The sequence below is a fragment of the Kitasatospora cheerisanensis KCTC 2395 genome (genome assembly GCF_000696185.1).
In the GTDB taxonomy this organism is placed as follows: Bacteria; Actinomycetota; Actinomycetes; order Streptomycetales; family Streptomycetaceae; genus Kitasatospora; species Kitasatospora cheerisanensis.
Window position 1 is genome coordinate 1,632,813 of record NZ_KK853997.1, and the last position, 17,390, is coordinate 1,650,202.

The following is a 17,390-nucleotide window of genomic DNA, read 5'->3' on the forward strand; positions in this document are numbered from 1 at the left end:
GTGCCGAATAGTCAACGTTCCACCCATGAGCAACCGTGCGAGACATTCGCTCGCAAGCGGCCATGTGCTCCTTAGAAAGGAGGTGATCCAGCCGCACCTTCCGGTACGGCTACCTTGTTACGACTTCGTCCCAATCGCTGGTCCCACCTTCGACGGCTCCTCCCCTTACGGGTTAGGCCACCGGCTTCGGGTGTTACCGACTTTCGTGACGTGACGGGCGGTGTGTACAAGGCCCGGGAACGTATTCACCGCAGCATGCTGATCTGCGATTACTAGCAACTCCAACTTCATGGGGTCGAGTTGCAGACCCCAATCCGAACTGAGACCGGCTTTTTGGGATTCGCTCCGCCTCACGGCATCGCAGCCCTTTGTACCGGCCATTGTAGCACGTGTGCAGCCCAAGACATAAGGGGCATGATGATTTGACGTCGTCCCCACCTTCCTCCGAGTTGACCCCGGCAGTCTCCTGTGAGTCCCCGACATTACTCGCTGGCAACACAGAACAAGGGTTGCGCTCGTTGCGGGACTTAACCCAACATCTCACGACACGAGCTGACGACAACCATGCACCACCTGTACACCGACCACAAGGGGGCTGCCCATCTCTGAGCCGTTTCCGGTGTATGTCAAGCCTTGGTAAGGTTCTTCGCGTTGCGTCGAATTAAGCCACATGCTCCGCTGCTTGTGCGGGCCCCCGTCAATTCCTTTGAGTTTTAGCCTTGCGGCCGTACTCCCCAGGCGGGGAACTTAATGCGTTAGCTGCGGCACCGACGACGTGGAATGTCGCCAACACCTAGTTCCCAACGTTTACGGCGTGGACTACCAGGGTATCTAATCCTGTTCGCTCCCCACGCTTTCGCTCCTCAGCGTCAGTAATGGCCCAGAGATCCGCCTTCGCCACCGGTGTTCCTCCTGATATCTGCGCATTTCACCGCTACACCAGGAATTCCGATCTCCCCTACCACACTCCAGCCTGCCCGTATCGAATGCAGACCCGGGGTTAAGCCCCGGGCTTTCACATCCGACGCGACAGGCCGCCTACGAGCTCTTTACGCCCAATAATTCCGGACAACGCTCGCACCCTACGTATTACCGCGGCTGCTGGCACGTAGTTAGCCGGTGCTTCTTCTGCAGGTACCGTCACTTGCGCTTCTTCCCTGCTGAAAGAGGTTTACAACCCGAAGGCCGTCATCCCTCACGCGGCGTCGCTGCATCAGGCTTTCGCCCATTGTGCAATATTCCCCACTGCTGCCTCCCGTAGGAGTCTGGGCCGTGTCTCAGTCCCAGTGTGGCCGGTCGCCCTCTCAGGCCGGCTACCCGTCGTCGCCTTGGTAGGCCATTACCCCACCAACAAGCTGATAGGCCGCGGGATCATCCTGAACCGCCGGAGCTTTCCACCAACCCCCATGCGGGAGAAGGTCGTATCCGGTATTAGACCTCGTTTCCAAGGCTTGTCCCAGAGTTCAGGGCAGATTCCCCACGTGTTACTCACCCGTTCGCCACTGATCCACCCCGAAGGGCTTCACCGTTCGACTTGCATGTGTTAAGCACGCCGCCAGCGTTCGTCCTGAGCCAGGATCAAACTCTCCGTGAATGTCTCCACGGGGAGCGGCACAGCAACCACCGGAATAAGGGCGGTCCTGCGCACTGCGTCCTCGCTAGTGTTACTTCATAAAGGAATCTCCAACCGATCCATGCGGACCGGCCGGGGATGTCAACATATCTGGCGTTGACTTTTGGCACGCTGTTGAGTTCTCAAGGAACGGACGCTTCCTTCGAGCCGCATTCCTGCGGACCCTCCGGGCGCTTCGTTCTTTCGTGTTTCCAGCTTAGCAGATCGTTTTCTCGGTGTTGACCGAGTGTTTACGTTCTCGACTTGCTCTGTTTACCGCCGTTGCGCGGCGACCTGAGCAACGATAGCGGGTCCGTGGCCGACTGCCTAATCGAGGCGGGGTGCTGTCACTCGGACAGCGGTTGAGTGCCCGTGCGGGTGGGCTGCGGGCGGGCCGGTGGGGGGTCACCCGGATGCCGTAGAGTGCGGCAGGTTGGCCAAGAGGACTAGACCACTTGAGGGTGGCGGGCTCGGAGGCGAGGGTGCGCGAAGGTCGGTTCGTGTGCGGCGGGGTGGACGTCTGGAGCGATCTTCACTCGGGCGACTCGTGAGCGTTACGGCATGAAATGTCCGAAGTTGACGTAATTTGTGTTCAGTCGATCGACGGGCCGCTCTCGTGCGGTCGCACGCGATGTACTCCGTACCTGGGAGGCTCCACCATGACCACTGTCACGTCGCCGCTCGCCGGGCGCGCTGTCGGCCTTGCCAATGTGCCGGACCCGGTGTTCGCAGGAGCGATGGTCGGGCCGGGTACGGCGATCGACCCGTTGCGGGAGCCGATCGAGGCGGTCGCGCCGGTGGACGGGCAGGTGGTGTCGATGCATCCGCACGCGTTCGTGGTGATGGACGAGAACGGGCACGGGGTGCTGACGCACCTGGGGATCGACACCGTGCAGCTCAATGGGGAGGGGTTCGAGCTGCTGGTGCACAAGGGGGACCGGGTGAAGCGGGGGCAGCCGGTGATCAAGTGGAACCCGGCGGCGGTGGAGGCGGCCGGGAAGTCGCCGATCTCGCCGATCGTGGCGCTGGAGGCGTCTGCGGAGCAGTTGAGCGGGGTGGCTGAGTCCGGTGACGTGACGGCCGGCGGCGAGCTGTTCATCTGGAACTGACGGCGACGACGGGCGAAGGGGTTCGGACCATGGAGCGGACACTGCGCGGCGTGGGAGTGAGTCACGGGGTCGCCATCGGGCCGGTGCGGCACATGGGGACCGCCGTGCTGGAGCCGCCGACCACCCAGATCTCGGCCGCCGAGGCGCCGCACGAGCAGGCCCGGGCGCAGGCCGCGGTGGAGGCGGTGGCGGCGGATCTGATCGCGCGCGGGAACCTGGCGGGCGGTGAGGCGCAGGCGGTGCTGGAGGCCCAGGCGCTGATGGCGCAGGACCCGGAGCTGATCGCCGACGTGAACCGGCGGATCTCGGAGGGCAACAGCGCGGAGCGCGGGGTGTACGACGCGTTCGCGGCGTACCGGACCCTGCTGGCCGCGGCCGGCGAGTACCTGGCGGGGCGGGTCGCGGACCTGGACGACGTGCGGAACCGGATCGTGGCGCGGCTGCTGGGCGTGCCGATGCCGGGGGTTCCGGACAGCGACGAACCTTATGTACTGCTGGCGCGGGACCTGGCGCCGGCGGACACGGCGTTGCTGGACCCGTCGCTGGTGCTGGGGTTCGTGACGGAGGAGGGCGGGCCGACCTCGCACAGCGCGATTCTGGCGCGGGCGATGGGGGTGGCGGCGGTGGTGGCGCTGCCGCGGGCGACGGAGCTGGCGGAGGGGGTGGTGGTCGCGGTCGACGGGTCCAGCGGCGAGGTGCTGGTGGAACCGTCGGCGGAGCGGCAGGAGGAGTTGCGTCGGCTGGCGGCCGAGCAGCAGGCCGCGCTGGCGGCGTCCTCGGGGCCGGGGCGGACGTCGGACGGGTTCATGGTGCCGTTGCTGGCGAACGTGGGCGGTCCGGGGGATCTGCCGGCGGCGTTGGAGCACGGGGCGGAGGGGGTCGGGCTGTTCCGGACGGAGTTCCTGTTCCTGGACGACTCGGCGAAGGCGCCGAGTGAGGACAAGCAGGTCGAGGCGTACCGGAAGGTGTTGGAGGCGTTCCCGGACGGCCGGGTGGTGGTGCGGGTGCTGGATGCCGGCGCGGACAAGCCGCTGGAGTTCCTGACGCCGGCGGACGAGCCGAATCCGGCGTTGGGGGTGCGGGGGCTGCGGACGTTGCTGGAGCACCCGGAGGTGCTGCGTTCGCAGTTGCGGGCGTTGGCGCGGGCGGCGGAGGGGCTGTCGGTGGGCCTGGAGGTGATGGCGCCGATGGTTGCGGACCGCGAGGACGCGCGGGCCTTCGCCGTTGCCTGCCGGGAGGCCGGCCTGGACGCCAAGTACGGGGCGATGGTGGAGATTCCGTCGGCTGCGCTGCGGGCCGGGTCGCTGCTGCAGGAGGTGGAGTTCCTGTCGCTGGGGACGAACGACCTGGCGCAGTACACCTTCGCGGCCGACCGGCAGGTCGGTTCGCTGGCTCGGCTGCAGGATCCGTGGCAGCCGGCGCTGCTGGACCTGATCGCGTCGGCGGCCGGGGCGGCGCAGGCGGTCGGGAAGAGCTGCGGGGTGTGCGGGGAGGCGGCGTCGGATCCGCTGCTGGCGTGTGTGCTGACGGGCCTCGGGGTGACCAGCCTGTCGATGGGCGCGGCGGCGATCCCGTACGTGCGGGGGGCGTTGGCGCAGGTGTCGCTGGCGCAGTGCCGGCAGGCCGCGGAGGCGGCGCGTGCTGCTGACTCGGCGGCGGAGGCGCGGGCGGCGGCGCAGCAGGTGTTGTCCGGCGTGTAGGACGCGTCCGGACCTTCGACTCCCGAGGGGTCGCTGCCACCGTGGGGGTTGGCGGCGGCCCCTCGGGGCCTTTCTGTCTGCGCTGCCGGGCGGTCAGTGCTTGCGGGTGGTGGCGAGCTGCTCGAAGAAGCGCAGGTGGTCGAGGTTGTCGACGGAGCCCGGGTTGACCGCCTTGGTGAGGGGGGTGCCGGACAGCAGGCGCTTGATGGGGACCTCCAGGCGCTTGCCGGTGAGGGTGTGCGGGAGGCCCTGGACGGTGATCACCTCGTCGGGGACGTGGCGCGGGGAGAGTTCGGTGCGCAGTGAGGTGCGGATGCGGGCGGTGAGGTCCTCGTCCAGGACGGCGCCGGGGGCGAGGACCACGAACAGCGGCATCCAGTAGCCGCCGTCGGGCTCTTCGAGGCCGATGACCAGGGACTCGGCGATCTCGGGGAGGCGTTCGACGACCTCGTAGATGTCGGAGGAGCCCATCCGGACGCCCTGCCGGTTGAGGGTGGAGTCGGAACGGCCGTGGATGACGACGGTGCCACGGCTGGTGGCGGTGATCCAGTCGCCGTGGCGCCAGATGCCGGGGTAGGTGTCGAAGTAGCTGTCGTGGTACCGGATGCCGTCGGGGTCGTTCCAGAAGCCGGTGGGCATGGACGGGAGCGGCTTGGTGACGACCAGTTCGCCGACCGCGTCGGTGAGGGGGTGGCCGCTGGGATCCCAGGATTCGACGGCGGCGCCGAGGCAGGGGGCCTGGATCTCGCCCACGTACACGGGGAGGGTGGGGACGCCGCCGACGAAGCAGGAGCAGACGTCGGTGCCGCCGCTGACGGAGGCGAGCCAGACGTCGGACTTCACCTCGTCGTAGATCCACTGGAAGCCGTCGGGCGGGAGCGGGGAGCCGGTGGTGCCGATGCAGCGGACGGCGGACAGGTCGAGGTCGCGCCCGGGGTGCAGCTCGGCCTTGCGGCTGGCGATGACGTAGGCGGCGGAGGTGCCGAGGACGGTGGCGCGGCTGCGGGCGGCGACCGACCAGAGGGCGCCGGTGTCGGGGTGGCCGGGGCTGCCGTCGTAGGTGACGATCGTGGATCCGGTGAGCAGGCCGGCGAGGAGGAAGTTCCACATCATCCAGCCGGTGGATGTGTACCAGAGGAAGCGGTCGTCCGGGCCGAGGTCGAGGTGGAGGGCGGCCTGCTTGAGGTGCTCGACGAGGATGCCGCCCTGGCTCTGCACGATGGCCTTGGGCAGGCCGGTGGTGCCGGAGGAGTAGAGGACCCAGAGCGGGTGGTCGAACGGGACGGGTTCGAAGACCGGCGCGGTGTCGGCGGCGACCAGGTCGTCGTAGTGCAGGGCGCCGTCGGCGGCGGGGGTGCCGAGCAGGGGGACGTGGATGACCGTGCGGAGGGTGGGGAGTTCGCGGCGGAGCTCGGCGACCACCTCGGTGCGGTCGTGGTTCTTGCCGCCGTAGTGGTAGCCGTCGACGGCGAACAGGACGGTCGGCTCGATCTGCTGGAGGCGGTCGAGGACGCTGCGGGCGCCGAAGTCGGGGGCGCAGCTGGTCCAGATCGCGCCGACCGCGGCGGAGGCGAGCAGGGCGACGGCGGCCTGCGGGATGTTCGGCAGGTAAGCGCTTACCCGGTCGCCCGGGCGGACGCCGTTGGCGCGCAGGGCGGCGGCCAGCGAGCCGACCTGGCGGCGCAGTTCGGCCCAGCTGGTGGCGACGGGTTCGGGGGTGCGCTCGTCGAGGTGGAGGATCGCCGGGCGGTCGGCGTTGGCCGGGTCCTCGGCGGGGCGCAGGGCGTGCTCGGCGTAGTTGAGGGTGGCGCCCGGGAACCAGTCCGCGCCCGGCATGGTGGCCGGCTCGGCGAGGCCGGTGGTGGGTCGGGTGAGGAAGCGCACGTCGAAGTACTCGGTGACGGCGGCCCAGAAGCGCGGGAGGTCCTCGGTCGACCAGCGGTGGAGGTCGGCGTAGCGGGTGGCGGCCTCGGCGTCGGTGGCGGCCGGTGCGAGCGGGGCGGCGGGCGCGCCGTGGTGCTCGGCGGCCCAGCGCTGGAAGGCGACCAGGCGGCTGGCGGCGGCGCGGGCGGAGTCCGGGCGCCAGAGCGGCTCGGGCTGCGGATACTGCTGGTCCTGGGGGGTCGGAGGGGTGCTCACGTGGTGTTCTCCAGGCCGGTGGTGGGACGGATGGGCTTGTGGCGGGCCGTCCGTGGGTGTTGACGGTGCTGACCATGCCACGTGATCGTCCGGGGGTCCAGGGTTTGCCCTGCTGGTGGACAGTGCGGAGCGGGGCGGCGGGTATTGGGGCGATCTCGTGTGGTGGGTGGGGCTGGTTCTGCCGTGGTCGGGGCGGGGTGGTGGGGCGGGATCTCGGGCTCTTGGGGCGGGATCGCGGGATCTTGGGGCGTGGGGCAGGCGATCGAGGCGGCGCGGGGCGTGGGTGGTGCGCGTGCGCGGAGGGTGGTCGGCGGGGGCGGGCGGTGGTAGGACGGCGGGATGACGGTGGCTTATGACGTGGTGATCGTGGGTGGCGGGCACAACGGGCTGGTGGCGGCCGGGTACTTGGGGCGCGCCGGGTTGCGGGTCCTGGTGCTGGAGCGGCTCGGGCACCTGGGCGGGGCGGCGGTCTCGGAGCGGGCGTTCCCCGGGGTGGATGCGCGGCTGTCGCGCTACTCGTACCTGGTGAGCCTGCTGCCGCGCCGGATCCTCGCAGACCTGGGTGTGCGGTTGGAGCTGCGGCGCCGGCGGATCTCCTCGTACACGCCGTGGGAGCGGGACGGGCGCGCGGGCAGCTTGCTGGTCGACGCCTCGGACGAGCGGCGGACGGCCTCGTCGTTCCGTGAACTGACTGGCGGGGAGCGCGAGTTCGCTGCCTGGCGGGATTTCTACGGGATGACCGGGCGGGTGGCGGAGCGGGTTTTTCCGTCGCTGACGGAGCCGTTGCCGTCGCGGACGGAGCTGCGGACGCTGGTGGACGATCCGGTGGCCTGGGGCGAGTTGTTCGAGCGGCCGTTGGGCGAGGCGCTGGAGCGGCGGTTCGCGGACGACGTGGTGCGGGGCGTGGTGCTGACGGACGCGTTGATCGGCACGTTCACGCACGCGCACGATCCGGCGCTGCGGCAGAATCGGTGCTTCCTCTACCACGTGATCGGCGGCGGGACGGGCGACTGGGACGTTCCGGTGGGCGGCATGGGCGCGGTGACGGGCGCCCTGGCGGATGCGGCCCGGGCCGGGCGGGGTGGAGTTCCTGACGGGGTGTGAGGTCACCGCGGTCGATCCGGGCGGGCCCGGACGGCCGGCCGAGGTCGGGTACCTGGACGCGGACGGGGTGGAGCGGCGGGTCGGGGCGCAGTGGGTACTGTCCAACGCCGCGCCGGCGGAACTGTCACGGCTGGTGGGCGGGGGTACGGCGGAGGGGCCGGACACGGGTGCGCGGGCGGGTGCCGGGGCGGGTGCGGAGCTGGGTTTGGGCGCGGGTGTGGGTGTGGGCGCCAGTTCGGGGTTGCCGGAGGGGGCGCAGCTGAAAGTCAACATGTTGCTTCGTCGGCTCCCCCGGCTGCGGGACAAGGCGGTGGACGTGCGGGACGCGTTCGGGGGGACCTTTCACATCGCGGAGTCGTACCGGGAGTTGGAAAGCGCTTACCGGGCGGCGTCGGAGGGGCGGCTCCCCTCCCCCGCGCCGTCCGAGATCTACTGCCACTCGCTGGCGGACCGTTCGATCCTGGGCGCCGGCGTACCCGTCGGGTTCCACACGCTGACGCTGTTCGGACTGCAGCTGCCGGCGCGGCTGTTCGCCGGAGATCGGGAGGGTGTGCGGCAGGCGGCACTGGAGGGCGTGCTGGCCGCGCTGGACGGGGTGTTGGCGGAGCCGCTCGCGGACTGCCTGGCGGTCGACGGTGACGGGCGGCCGTGCCTGGAGGTGCGGAGTCCGCTGGACCTGGAGGCCGAACTCCGGCTGCCGGGCGGCAACATCTTCCACCGCGACCTGGCGTTCCCGTTCCGGGCGGACGAGGGGGTCGGGCGCTGGGGCGTGGAGACCGCGAATCCCCGGGTACTGGTCTGCGGGGCCGGTGCTGTGCGGGGCGGCGGGGTGAGCGGGATTCCGGGGCACAACGCGGCGATGGCGGTGCTGGGGCGGTAGCGGCCGGTGGGAGGAGGGAGGAGGGAGGAGGGAAACGCTTTCCGGAGTCGGCGGGAAAGCGCTTACCCACACCAACCGGGCTTCGGCTTCTGCGGTGGAAGCGGCGGGAAAGCGGTTTCCCGTTGATCGACCGTCCGTCGGGCCGTGGCGGGAAAGCGCTTACCCGACCCCAGGGGCTGCGACTTCTGCTCCACGGCGGGCGGCGGGAGCGACGGGAAAGCGCTTACCGCAAGTCGGCTCGCGCCCGGATCCCGCGCACGGTAAGCGCTTTCCATCCGACTCCCCCGCCTCGCCGCCCGTCCGGCCCCGGCGGGCGGTACCCGCGTGCTCAGCGGAGGGTGAACTCGCCGTTGAACCAGGAGTGGGCGACGCGGGTGTGGAAGGGGAAGGCCAACGGGGTGTCGGCGGTGGCGAGTTGCCAGCCTTCGGTCTCGTCGGTGGGGACGGACGGGGGGAGGTCGGCGAGGTTGCGGGCGGGGAGCAGGGCGAAGAGGCAGAGGAAGCCGCCGAGGGTGTCGGAGTCGGTGGACACCAGGCGGGCGTCGGCGGGGTCGGCCAGGATGCCGGTCTCCTCGCGGAGTTCGCGGACGGCGGCCTGCTGCCAGCTCTCGCCGTAGTCGACGTAGCCGCCGGGGAGGGCGAGTTCGCCGTAGCCGGGTTCGATGGTGCGGCGGATGACGGTGAGCCGGGTGTCCCCGTCGGGGTGGTGGACCGGGAGGAGGGCGACGGTGACCGGCAGCGGGTTGCGGTAGCTGAGTTCGTGGCAGCCGGGGCAGCTGCGCGGCCAGGTCTCGGTGCCGGCCGGGTAGGGCGTTCCGCACCAGTGGCAGTGCGAGTTGGGGCCGAAGGGGGCGGGACGGGCGGACGGCTGGGTCATCATGAGGGGATGGTAGTTCGATCGGGTGATGGGTCGGGCGGGAAGCGGAAAGCCGGAACGGGCGCAGCGGTCGTGGACGGGCCGGCCACGGGTGGGGGGCGCGCGGGGTGTGGGTGGGGCGGTCGGGGGGTGTCGGAGTCCGGCTGGGCGGGTGAATTCGGGGTGCGGTGTTGGAATTCGGGGGCGTGCGCACGATAGCGATGGGATGGAGCTCGTGACGGACACGGGCCATTGATGTGCGTTTAAGGATGATTGTGCGAGCAATTCTGGTTTCGATGGTCGCCGCGGCCTCGGTGATCGGCCTGGCGGCCCCCGCACCTGCGACGACTCGGGCGGCGAGCGGCCAGGTAGTGGTCTTCTCCACCGAGCTGCTGCCGCTGGACGTCTACCAGGACCCGTCCGGCTGCAAGCAACTCCCCACTCTGGCGCACGTGTTGAACAACCAGACGGACGGCCCGGTGCAGGTGTACGGGAACCCGTTCTGTCTGGGCCCGTCGGTGACGGTGCAGCCCGGGTACGGGACGCACGTGCCCGGTGGCGCGGGGAGTTTCTCCGCCTGATCGGGCGGGGCTGAATTCGGTCGGGCGTTCGGCGAAATGGCCGGGCGCCCGCTTTTTGCGCTTATCACAGAAATGCATCCAATCGGTGGCGCTATGCCATCATGGTCAACGCCGACTTCTCGCCTGCGGTGGTGAATTGACGCATCGCCAGTGCGGTCGGCTCGTTGTCTGAGGCCCCCCGGCGCAGTGGCGTCCCGGGGTTGCGGCCGCCATTGAGAGGACTGCGTTTCCGTGGAGCACGTCGCTGTGTCCGCTGCCCGGGAGGCGGGTGTCGCCGCCCCGAGGCGGTTGCCGTCTCGGGGGCGGCAACCGCTCGTGGGGCGGCCCCGGCCGCTTGGCGGGCGTACGCCAGGTTGGCCAAACTCGACATCTACGACTACTACTTGAGCGTTCCGCTGGTGGTCGCGATGGTGGCGGCGACCGGGTCGGGCGCGGCGGCCGGGGCGGGTGTCGGCGTCACGCTGGCGGTGCTGGTGCTGTTCCTCGGCGGCGAGGTCGCGATGAGTGCCGCGATGTGCACCTTCGACGACGTGACCGGGTACCGGGACGGCAGCGACGCGGTGAACTACGGGCCGGACGCGCCGGCTCGGCGGCTGGCCCGAAAGCCTTTGGTGGCAGGCACGTTGACGGAGCCGCAGGCGATCCGGTTCGGCTGGGCGACGGTCGCGGCCTGCGTGCTGTGCTGGCTCGCGGCGGTGGCGCTGGCGCCGGCCCGGCCGGTGTGGGCGGTGGCCGGGGTGGCGGCGCTGGCGGTCTGCGGCTTCCAGTACTCGTGGTGGTTGCGGATCAGCTACAACGGCTTCCAGGAGTTCTTCCTGGCCGCGCTCGGCTGGTTCTTCGTGCTGCCCCTGTACGGGCTGCTGACCGGCCGGTTCGACGGCTTCGTCGCCGTGCAGGCGCTGGTGTTCGGTCTCGGTCCGCTGCTGTTCGGCGTGTACTCCAACACCAATGACATCCCGGGCGACCGGGCGGTGGGCCGCAAGACGGTGGCGGTGCTGGTGTCGCCGCGCGGCAACGCCGCGTTCGTGGCCGGGTGTTCGGCGCTGGAGGCGGCGCTGCTGGTGGGTTCCGCGGTGGCCGGGATCGCGCCGTGGTGGTTCCCGGTGGTGATGTCTCCGGTGATGGCGCTGCGGGCCCGGCAGTGGGTGCTCGGCTTCGTCCGGGGTGACATCCTGATCGCCCGTCGGCTGGGCATCCACCTGCACCGGGTGTGCTGCGCGCTGCTGGTGGGCGTGGACCTGGCGGTGGCGGTGTTCGGCGGCGGGCTGTGACGGGCGCGGGCCGGGCGGACCGGCGCGGCGGCGGCCTGGCCTCCCTGGCGCGGCGGCTGCCGCTGGACCTGGGGCCGCTGTTCGACACCTTGGCCGAGCAACGGCCTTCGGTGGACGTCCGGTTGGGGCGGCCGCTGGACCTGGCGCCGGAGGGTGGCACCAGTTGGGACACCGCCGGCCTGGCCGAGTTGGTGCGGGAGACGGCGGCGTGGCTGGCGGCGGCGGGTGCGCGTCCGGGGTCGTCGGTGGCGATCGTGAAGCGCAACCACTGGGACTACGTGCTGCTGGCGTGCGCGGCGGCGCGGCTCGGGGCGGTGCCGGCGCTACTGTCGGACCGGCTCGCGCCGGACGGGCTGGTCGCGCTGCTGAACCGACTGCGTCCGGACGTCCTGGTCACCCAGCGGGACGTCCTGGCGGGAGCGCGGGCGGCCGGGCACGAGCTCGGCGGGCACGCCGGCCGGACGGTGTGCCTGGACGGGCCCGCGGAGGGCGCGTTGACGCCGGACGAGTTGCGGGGCGGCGCGGAGCCCCCGGTGCACTCGCGGGGCGACGACGAGCCGCTGGCGGTCATTCACACCTCGGGCACCACCGGGGTGCCCAAGCTGGTGGTGCACTCCACCAGGACGTTGATCCGCCGCCTGTCGGCGTTCGAGGCGCGGCCCTGGCCGGTCCTGTCGGTGCGCGGTGACGACACGGTGGCCAGTGCCATCTCCTTCGCCCACGGGCGGGCGCTGACCTGGACCGTCAGTGCGCTCTGGCGGGCGCCGCGGACCCTCGCGCTGCTTCCGGACTCCGATCCGTCGACGGCCGCCGCGCTGCTGCGCAGCCATCCGCCGACCGTGCTGGAGGCGATGCCGTCCACCTACGTGCGGTGGCAGCACCTGGCCGACGAGGGCGGGGCGGCGGGGAATCCGTTCCGGGACGTGCGCTTGTTCATCTCGACCTTCGACGCGATGCATCCGCCGACGGTGCGGGCCTTCCTGAATGCGAGTCAGCGGCGGCGGCCGTTGTGGATGCAGGGCTGGGGGCAGAGCGAGACCGGTCCGCTGAGCTTCCGCTTCCTGACCCGGAAAACGCTTTCCGCATCCGCCGGTCGGCATCCGACCACCCGTGATCTGGGGCGTCCGGTGCCCGGGTGGGTGCGGGTGAAGGTGGCCGATCCGGAGCAGCCCGGGCGGGCGGTGCGGCGAGGTGAGACGGGCATGCTGTACGCCCGCACGGGGGCACTGTGCCTCGGGTACCTCGGCGAGCCGGAGCGCTGGGCGCAGAAGGTCCACGGCCAGTGGTTCAACACCGGTGACCTCGGGGTGCACACCCGGGACGGCCGGGTGCTGGTGCTGGACCGGGAGGTGGACATGGTGCCTGGGCTGAGCTGCGTCGAGATCGAGGACGTGCTGCACGAGCGACTGCCGGACGTCGAGGAGGCGGTGCTGCTCTCGGTGGCGGACGGCCGTCCGCAGCCGGTGCTGGTCACCGCCGCCGGCGACCTGGACCCGCAGCGCTGGCAGGACGCGGTGCGCGATCTGCCGCCGCTGGCCGATCCGTTGCTCGTCGCCTGGGACGCGGTGCCGCGCACCGCCACCGGGAAGGTGCGGCGGCACGAGCTGCGCGAACAGGTGCTGGCGGGGAGTTCGCCGATCGGGACGGGTCGGTGGACCTGAGCCGGTAGCCGGCGACCGCTCTCCGGGCGGGTGGGCCTTCGGGGGCCCGCCCGCCGGTGCGAGATCCGGCGGGGGCACGGGTGGTCGGTGGTGCAGGGGCGGGGCCGCAGGGGTGCTGCGGATGTGGAACGGATGAGGAGTTGGGCGTGGACAAGCTCGATGTTGCGGTGGTGGGTGCGGGGATCGCGGGTTGTCCGCGGCGCACCACCTGGTCGCCGCCGGTCGTGAGGTACGGGTCTTCGAGGGCGCGGACCGGGTGGGCGGGCGGATGGCGTCCAGCCGGGTGGACGGGTGGCTGCTGGACGAGGGTGCGGAGACCATCGCGGGCGCGGGGTACGAGGCGACCTGGGAGCTGATTCGGGCGGTCGGCATCCCGGAGTCCGAGGTGCCGGTGATCGAGCCCGGTTTCGCGCTCTGGCGGGCCGGCCGGGCGCACGCCCATCTGGGCCATCCGAAGGGCCTGTTGACGGGCGCCGGGCTGTCCTGGCGCGGCCGGGCGGCGTGGCTGCGGTTCGCGGCGGAGCTGTCCACCTCCTGGCGCGGCTTCGACCCGGACCGGCCGGAGACCGCGCCCTGCCGGGACCTGACGCTCAGCCAGTTCTGCGCCGGCTCGGCCGGGCGGGAGGAGCTGCTCGCGGCGATGCTGCAACCGCTTTCCAGCCACTGCTTCGGCTGGCGGCCGGAGAGTTCCGCGATGGCGCCGATGGTGGCCACGCTGATGTCGGTCGGCGGGGCCGGCGCCCGCTGGATGACCTACCGGGACGGCATGGACACCTTGGCCCGCCGCCTGGCGGAGCGCCTCCGGGTGGACCTCGGCGCGCGGGTGGTGGCGGTCCACGAGGAGACCGGTACGGCCGGTGCGCGGCTGGAGTTCGCCGACGGTACGCGGGTGTCGGCCCGGCAGGTGGTGCTCGCGGTGCCCGCGCCGCTGGCGCTGGAGTTGCACGCGGCCGCCGCGGACGACGCGCGGTCCTACCTGGCGGCGAGCACGTACACGCCGATGCTCAAGGTCGCCTGCCTGCTGGACCGTCCGCTGCCGAGTCCGACCCGCTCCCCCAGCTACGCGATGTCCGTGCCGGAGAGCGAGAGCCGGATCTGCACCGGCGTGATCCTCGACCACCTGAAGGCGGAGGGCCGGGCGCCCGAAGGCCGGGGGCTGGCGAGCGTGTTCGCGTCGCCGTGGATCTCGCCGGAGCTGATGGACGAGCCGGACGAGCGGGTGGTGGAGACGGTCTGCGCGGAGGCGGAGCGCTTCGTGCCCGGCCTGCGCGACGCCACGGTCCGCACGCTGGTGCACCGCTTCCGGCTCGGCCTGCCGCAGGGTGCGCCGGCGGCGGTGCGGGAGCGGGCCGCGTTCCTGGCGCGGCCGGCCCGGGCGGTGGAGTACGCCGGGGACTGGGTGATGCTCCGGCCGAGCAGTGAAGGCGCCGTCCGTTCGGGCAAGTTGGCCGCCGAGCGGGTGCTCGCGTTCGGGGCGGCGGAGCGGTCAGGGGCGGCGCAGCGGTTCGCAGCGGCGGAGCGGTCCGGGGCGGTGGCGGTCTCGGGGCCCGATACGGGGGTCTCGGCAGCGGCCGGAGAGTCGGCCGATGCGGGAGGCTCCGCGAAGACCGGAGAGCCGGTCGTGGAAGGGATCTCCGCAAGCGCCGACGGAACGACGGCCGCGGGGGCTCGGCGAAGGCCGATGCGCCGGCCGGTGAGGCGGTCGAGACGGCCGGGACGGCGTGATGGGCGGTTCGGTGCGGGAGGTGGCGGCCGGGGCCGGCGGCGGGTCGTACCTGTTCGACAACGGGAGTGCGCACGCCGGTGGCCAACACCGCTGCCTGTCGGCCTGGTTGGACCCGATCAGTGTGAGTGGCCTGATCGGGGCCGGGGTGCGGCCGGGGATGAGCTGCCTGGAGGTCGGGGCGGGGGCGGGCAGCATCGCGCTCTGGCTGGCGGACCAAGTCGGGCCCGCCGGTTCGGTGTTGGCGACCGATCTGGCCCCGCTGCCGATCGCCGAGCGGCCCGCGCTGACGGTACGCCGGCACGACGTGGTGCGGGACGAGTTGCCGAAGGAAGCGTTCGACCTGGTGCACGTGCGGCTGGTGCTGTCCCATCTGCCGGAGCGGGAGGCGGTGTTGGCCCGCCTGTTCGCGGCGCTGCGGCCGGGCGGGGTGCTGCACCTGCTGGAGTTCGATGCCGAGTACGCACCGGTGCTCACCGTCCCGGACGAGCGGTCCGGCGAGCTCTACGAGCGGTACCGGCAGGCGAAGTTGCGGGCGTTCTGCGCGCGCGGCTCGGACCAGGGCTGGGGCCGGAAGTGCGCCGCCGCGATGGTGCGCGCCGGGTTCGTCGGGGTGGAGGCGTCGCCGCACGTGGACATGCTCGCGCCCGGCACCCCGCAGTTGGAGATGCAGGTGCACAACACCTGGCACCTGCGGGACGCCCTGCTGCGCGAGGGCCTGACGGACGGCGAACTCGCCGAGCTGCGCGCGGTGTTCGCCGATCCGAGGTTCCGGGCCTGCTCGAACGTGGTGTACGCGGTGCACGGCCGGAGGCCGTGACGGTGGTGGTGGTGCTGGCTCCCGCCGCCCGGTCCGGGTGGGCGGGCGGTTGGGTCGGGTGTGACGTGGCGGCCTCTCGGTGAGGCGGGGCGGGGTGGCGCGGCTGGCTCGCAACGGTTCTGGGAGGTCTGAATGACAATCGATCAACTGGTGCTCGGCGTACGGGAAGCGGATCAGGGCGACCTGGGTGCCTCCGGGCCCCGGGTGGCGGTCCGGGTCGCGGCCGAGTTGCTGCGGGGCGCCGGGGCGCGGGCGGCCGAGGCGGGGAGCGGGCTGCTGAAGGTCGGCGAGGAGCTGGCGTGTCGGCTGTCCTGGGCGGGCCCGGTGGAGCTCCCGCTGCGGAGCGAGGCGGACGTGCAGGCGGCCTGCGGGGTGATGCACGTCCACGGGCGCAGGTACGGCGGTCCGCGGCCGGTGGGTGTGGACTTCGCCTCGGTCGCCGCCGGGGTGTTGGCCGCCGGTGGCACTCTCGCGGCGCTGCGGGCAAGGCAGTTGGGCGTGCCGTACCGCGAGGTGGGGGTCTCGGTGGCGCAGGCCGCGCTGCTCGGTCTGTCGCAGTACGTGGCCGCGGCGACCGCCGAGGAGCCGTGCCCGGAGCCGGACGGGGTGGGCGGTCCGCCGTTCCGGTCGGCGGACGGGATCTGGTTCGAGCTGGAGACCCTCACAGCGGACGGCTGGTTGCGCTTCTGGACCGAACTCGGGGTCGAGCGGCGGCTGGTGGGCCGCGCGTGGCTCCCCTTCCAGGCCCGGTACGGGACGGCGACGTGTCCGCTGCCGGACGAACTCTTCGCCGCGACCGCGAGGTTGGGCTTCGATCGCTTGGTCGGAGTCGCGGACCGGTGCGAGGTCACCGTGACGGCGGCGGTCGCGCAACCGGCAGCGCCGGCGGACGAACTGCCGTGGCGGGTGCGAGAGGGCGCGGCGGGGACGCCCTCGGGCCGCGTCCCAGCGGGTGGGCGCGGCCCGTTGGACGGGCTCACGGTGGTGGAGGTCGCCCGGCGCGTCCAAGGCCCGATGGCCGGGCGGGTGTTGGCGCTGCTCGGCGCGCGGGTGGTGCGGGTCGAGCCGGCCGGCGGGGATCCGCTGCGCGGCGTTCCCCCGATGACCGAGATCGACGGGGAGCCGGTGTCGGCGCGGTTCGCCGCGCTCAACCGCGGCAAGGACGTACTGGAGGCGGACCTTCGATCCGCTGAAGGGCGTTCCGCCGTAAGGGAGTTGGTGCGGGACGCGGATGTCCTGCTGCACAGCCTCGACCCGTCGAAGGTGGCGGGACTGGGCCTGGACGCGGACACGCTCGGCGAGGTCCGTCCCGGCCTGGTGTACGCGCAGGCGTCCGGTGGGGCGCCCGGTGTCACCACCGACTACCCCGTGCAGGCGTACTCGGGTCTCGCCGCGCTGCTGTCCCCCGCCGGGCAGCCGCCGCGGCCAACACTGCTGACGGTGTGCGACGTCCTGGGCGGGCTGGTCTGCGCGACGGCGACGGTCGCCGGTCTGGCCGCGCAGACCCGGACGGGTCGGGCGCAGCGGGTGGAGTCCTCGCTGCTGTCGGCCGCGCGCCTGCTGAGCGGGGCGGTGAGTGCTCCGGAACCGGAGTCTCGGAGCGTCGGGGTCGAGGTGTGCACGGATCTGGCGGCGTTGGCCGGCGATCCCCGCTTCGCAGCAGCGGTGGACCGTTCGGCGGTGAACCGTTCGGCGGTGAACCGTTCGGGGGCGGACGGTGCGGGACTGGACGGCGCGGCGGTGGACGGCGCGGGGTGTGCCGTGGTCCGTGCGCCGTGGGAGTTCCGGACGTGAGCCGGTGGCGGTGGCAGTGGCGCGGACGGTGGCACCGCTCGCTCTGCGGGCGCGCGGGCCGATGGATGTCCCGGCGGCGGGGCCTGGGCGGTCGGGGTCGCAAGCGCTGCGCGTACGGGCGTTGGGGGCGCTGCTCTCCC

General features: G+C 71.9%; 9 protein-coding genes, 1 rRNA gene and 2 pseudogenes. 9 read left to right on the forward strand and 3 right to left on the reverse strand.

From position 1 onward, the window contains the following. Positions 1-75: 75 nt before the first annotated feature. A 16S ribosomal RNA gene (locus KCH_RS07390) occupies positions 76-1,594 on the reverse strand. A 677-nt stretch (positions 1,595-2,271) separates the two neighbouring features. On the opposite strand from KCH_RS07390, the gene KCH_RS07395 reads away from it, so the two are divergent. Beyond that, positions 2,272-2,721 carry a PTS sugar transporter subunit IIA gene (locus tag KCH_RS07395; RefSeq protein WP_035860437.1) on the forward strand — a complete coding sequence of 150 codons (450 nt, stop codon included), beginning with the start codon at positions 2,272-2,274 and terminating at the stop codon, positions 2,719-2,721. A 29-nt stretch (positions 2,722-2,750) separates the two neighbouring features. After that, complete coding sequence (ptsP, locus tag KCH_RS07400) at positions 2,751-4,421, forward strand: phosphoenolpyruvate--protein phosphotransferase (RefSeq protein ID WP_035860440.1); 1,671 nt, start codon at positions 2,751-2,753, stop codon at positions 4,419-4,421. Between the two features lie 93 nt (positions 4,422-4,514). Here ptsP and KCH_RS07405 read toward each other — a convergent pair whose 3' ends face one another. Next, entirely contained in the window at positions 4,515-6,560 is a 2,046-nt protein-coding gene (locus KCH_RS07405) for an acetoacetate--CoA ligase (protein ID WP_035860442.1), read from the reverse strand. Positions 6,561-6,899: 339 nt separating this feature from the next. Between KCH_RS07405 and KCH_RS07410 the strand changes: the two are divergent. Then, a pseudogene (locus tag KCH_RS07410) lies at positions 6,900-8,544 on the forward strand (phytoene desaturase family protein). A 328-nt stretch (positions 8,545-8,872) separates the two neighbouring features. Here KCH_RS07410 and KCH_RS07415 read toward each other — a convergent pair. Further along, the gene (locus KCH_RS07415) at positions 8,873-9,424 is read right to left on the reverse strand and encodes an NUDIX domain-containing protein (protein WP_157031939.1); all 552 of its coding nucleotides are present in this window, start codon (positions 9,422-9,424) and stop codon (positions 8,873-8,875) included. A 245-nt stretch (positions 9,425-9,669) separates the two neighbouring features. Between KCH_RS07415 and KCH_RS07420 the strand changes: the two genes are divergently transcribed. From KCH_RS07420 to KCH_RS07445, 6 genes and pseudogenes are all read left to right on the forward strand, one after another. Then, positions 9,670-9,981, forward strand: a complete 312-nt coding sequence (locus KCH_RS07420) for a hypothetical protein (RefSeq protein WP_035860445.1) — start codon at positions 9,670-9,672, stop codon at positions 9,979-9,981. A 353-nt stretch (positions 9,982-10,334) separates the two neighbouring features. Continuing rightward, positions 10,335-11,252 (forward strand): UbiA family prenyltransferase, encoded by a 918-nt coding sequence (locus tag KCH_RS07425; protein WP_244305219.1) that lies wholly within the window; start codon positions 10,335-10,337, stop codon positions 11,250-11,252. Further along, a complete protein-coding gene (locus tag KCH_RS07430) occupies positions 11,249-12,913 on the forward strand; it encodes a class I adenylate-forming enzyme family protein (protein WP_244305221.1) in 1,665 nt (554 codons plus the stop codon). Before KCH_RS07425 ends, KCH_RS07430 begins: the two co-directional genes overlap by 4 nt. Before the next feature lie 190 nt (positions 12,914-13,103). Next, a pseudogene (locus KCH_RS47090) lies at positions 13,104-14,318 on the forward strand (protoporphyrinogen/coproporphyrinogen oxidase); the annotation flags it as partial. Positions 14,319-14,637: 319 nt separating this feature from the next. Then, positions 14,638-15,456, forward strand: coding sequence for a class I SAM-dependent methyltransferase (locus tag KCH_RS07440; protein ID WP_051652848.1), 819 nt, complete (start codon positions 14,638-14,640; stop codon positions 15,454-15,456). Between the two features lie 132 nt (positions 15,457-15,588). Further along, entirely contained in the window at positions 15,589-17,250 is a 1,662-nt protein-coding gene (locus KCH_RS07445; protein WP_051652849.1) for a CoA transferase, read from the forward strand. Positions 17,251-17,390: the final 140 nt, after the last annotated feature.

What these genes read in the sequence shown, in the direction of transcription:
- KCH_RS07395 (WP_035860437.1), top strand. Translation starts at nt 2,272, where the DNA reads ATGACCACTGTCACGTCGCCGCTCGCCGGGCGCGCTGTCGGCCTTGCC.
- ptsP (WP_035860440.1), top strand. Translation starts at nt 2,751, where the DNA reads ATGGAGCGGACACTGCGCGGCGTGGGAGTGAGTCACGGGGTCGCCATC.
- KCH_RS07415 (WP_157031939.1), bottom strand. Translation starts at nt 9,424, where the DNA reads ATGATGACCCAGCCGTCCGCCCGTCCCGCCCCCTTCGGCCCCAACTCG.
- KCH_RS07420 (WP_035860445.1), top strand. Translation starts at nt 9,670, where the DNA reads ATGATTGTGCGAGCAATTCTGGTTTCGATGGTCGCCGCGGCCTCGGTG.
- KCH_RS07440 (WP_051652848.1), top strand. Translation starts at nt 14,638, where the DNA reads ATGGGCGGTTCGGTGCGGGAGGTGGCGGCCGGGGCCGGCGGCGGGTCG.
- KCH_RS07445 (WP_051652849.1), top strand. Translation starts at nt 15,589, where the DNA reads ATGACAATCGATCAACTGGTGCTCGGCGTACGGGAAGCGGATCAGGGC.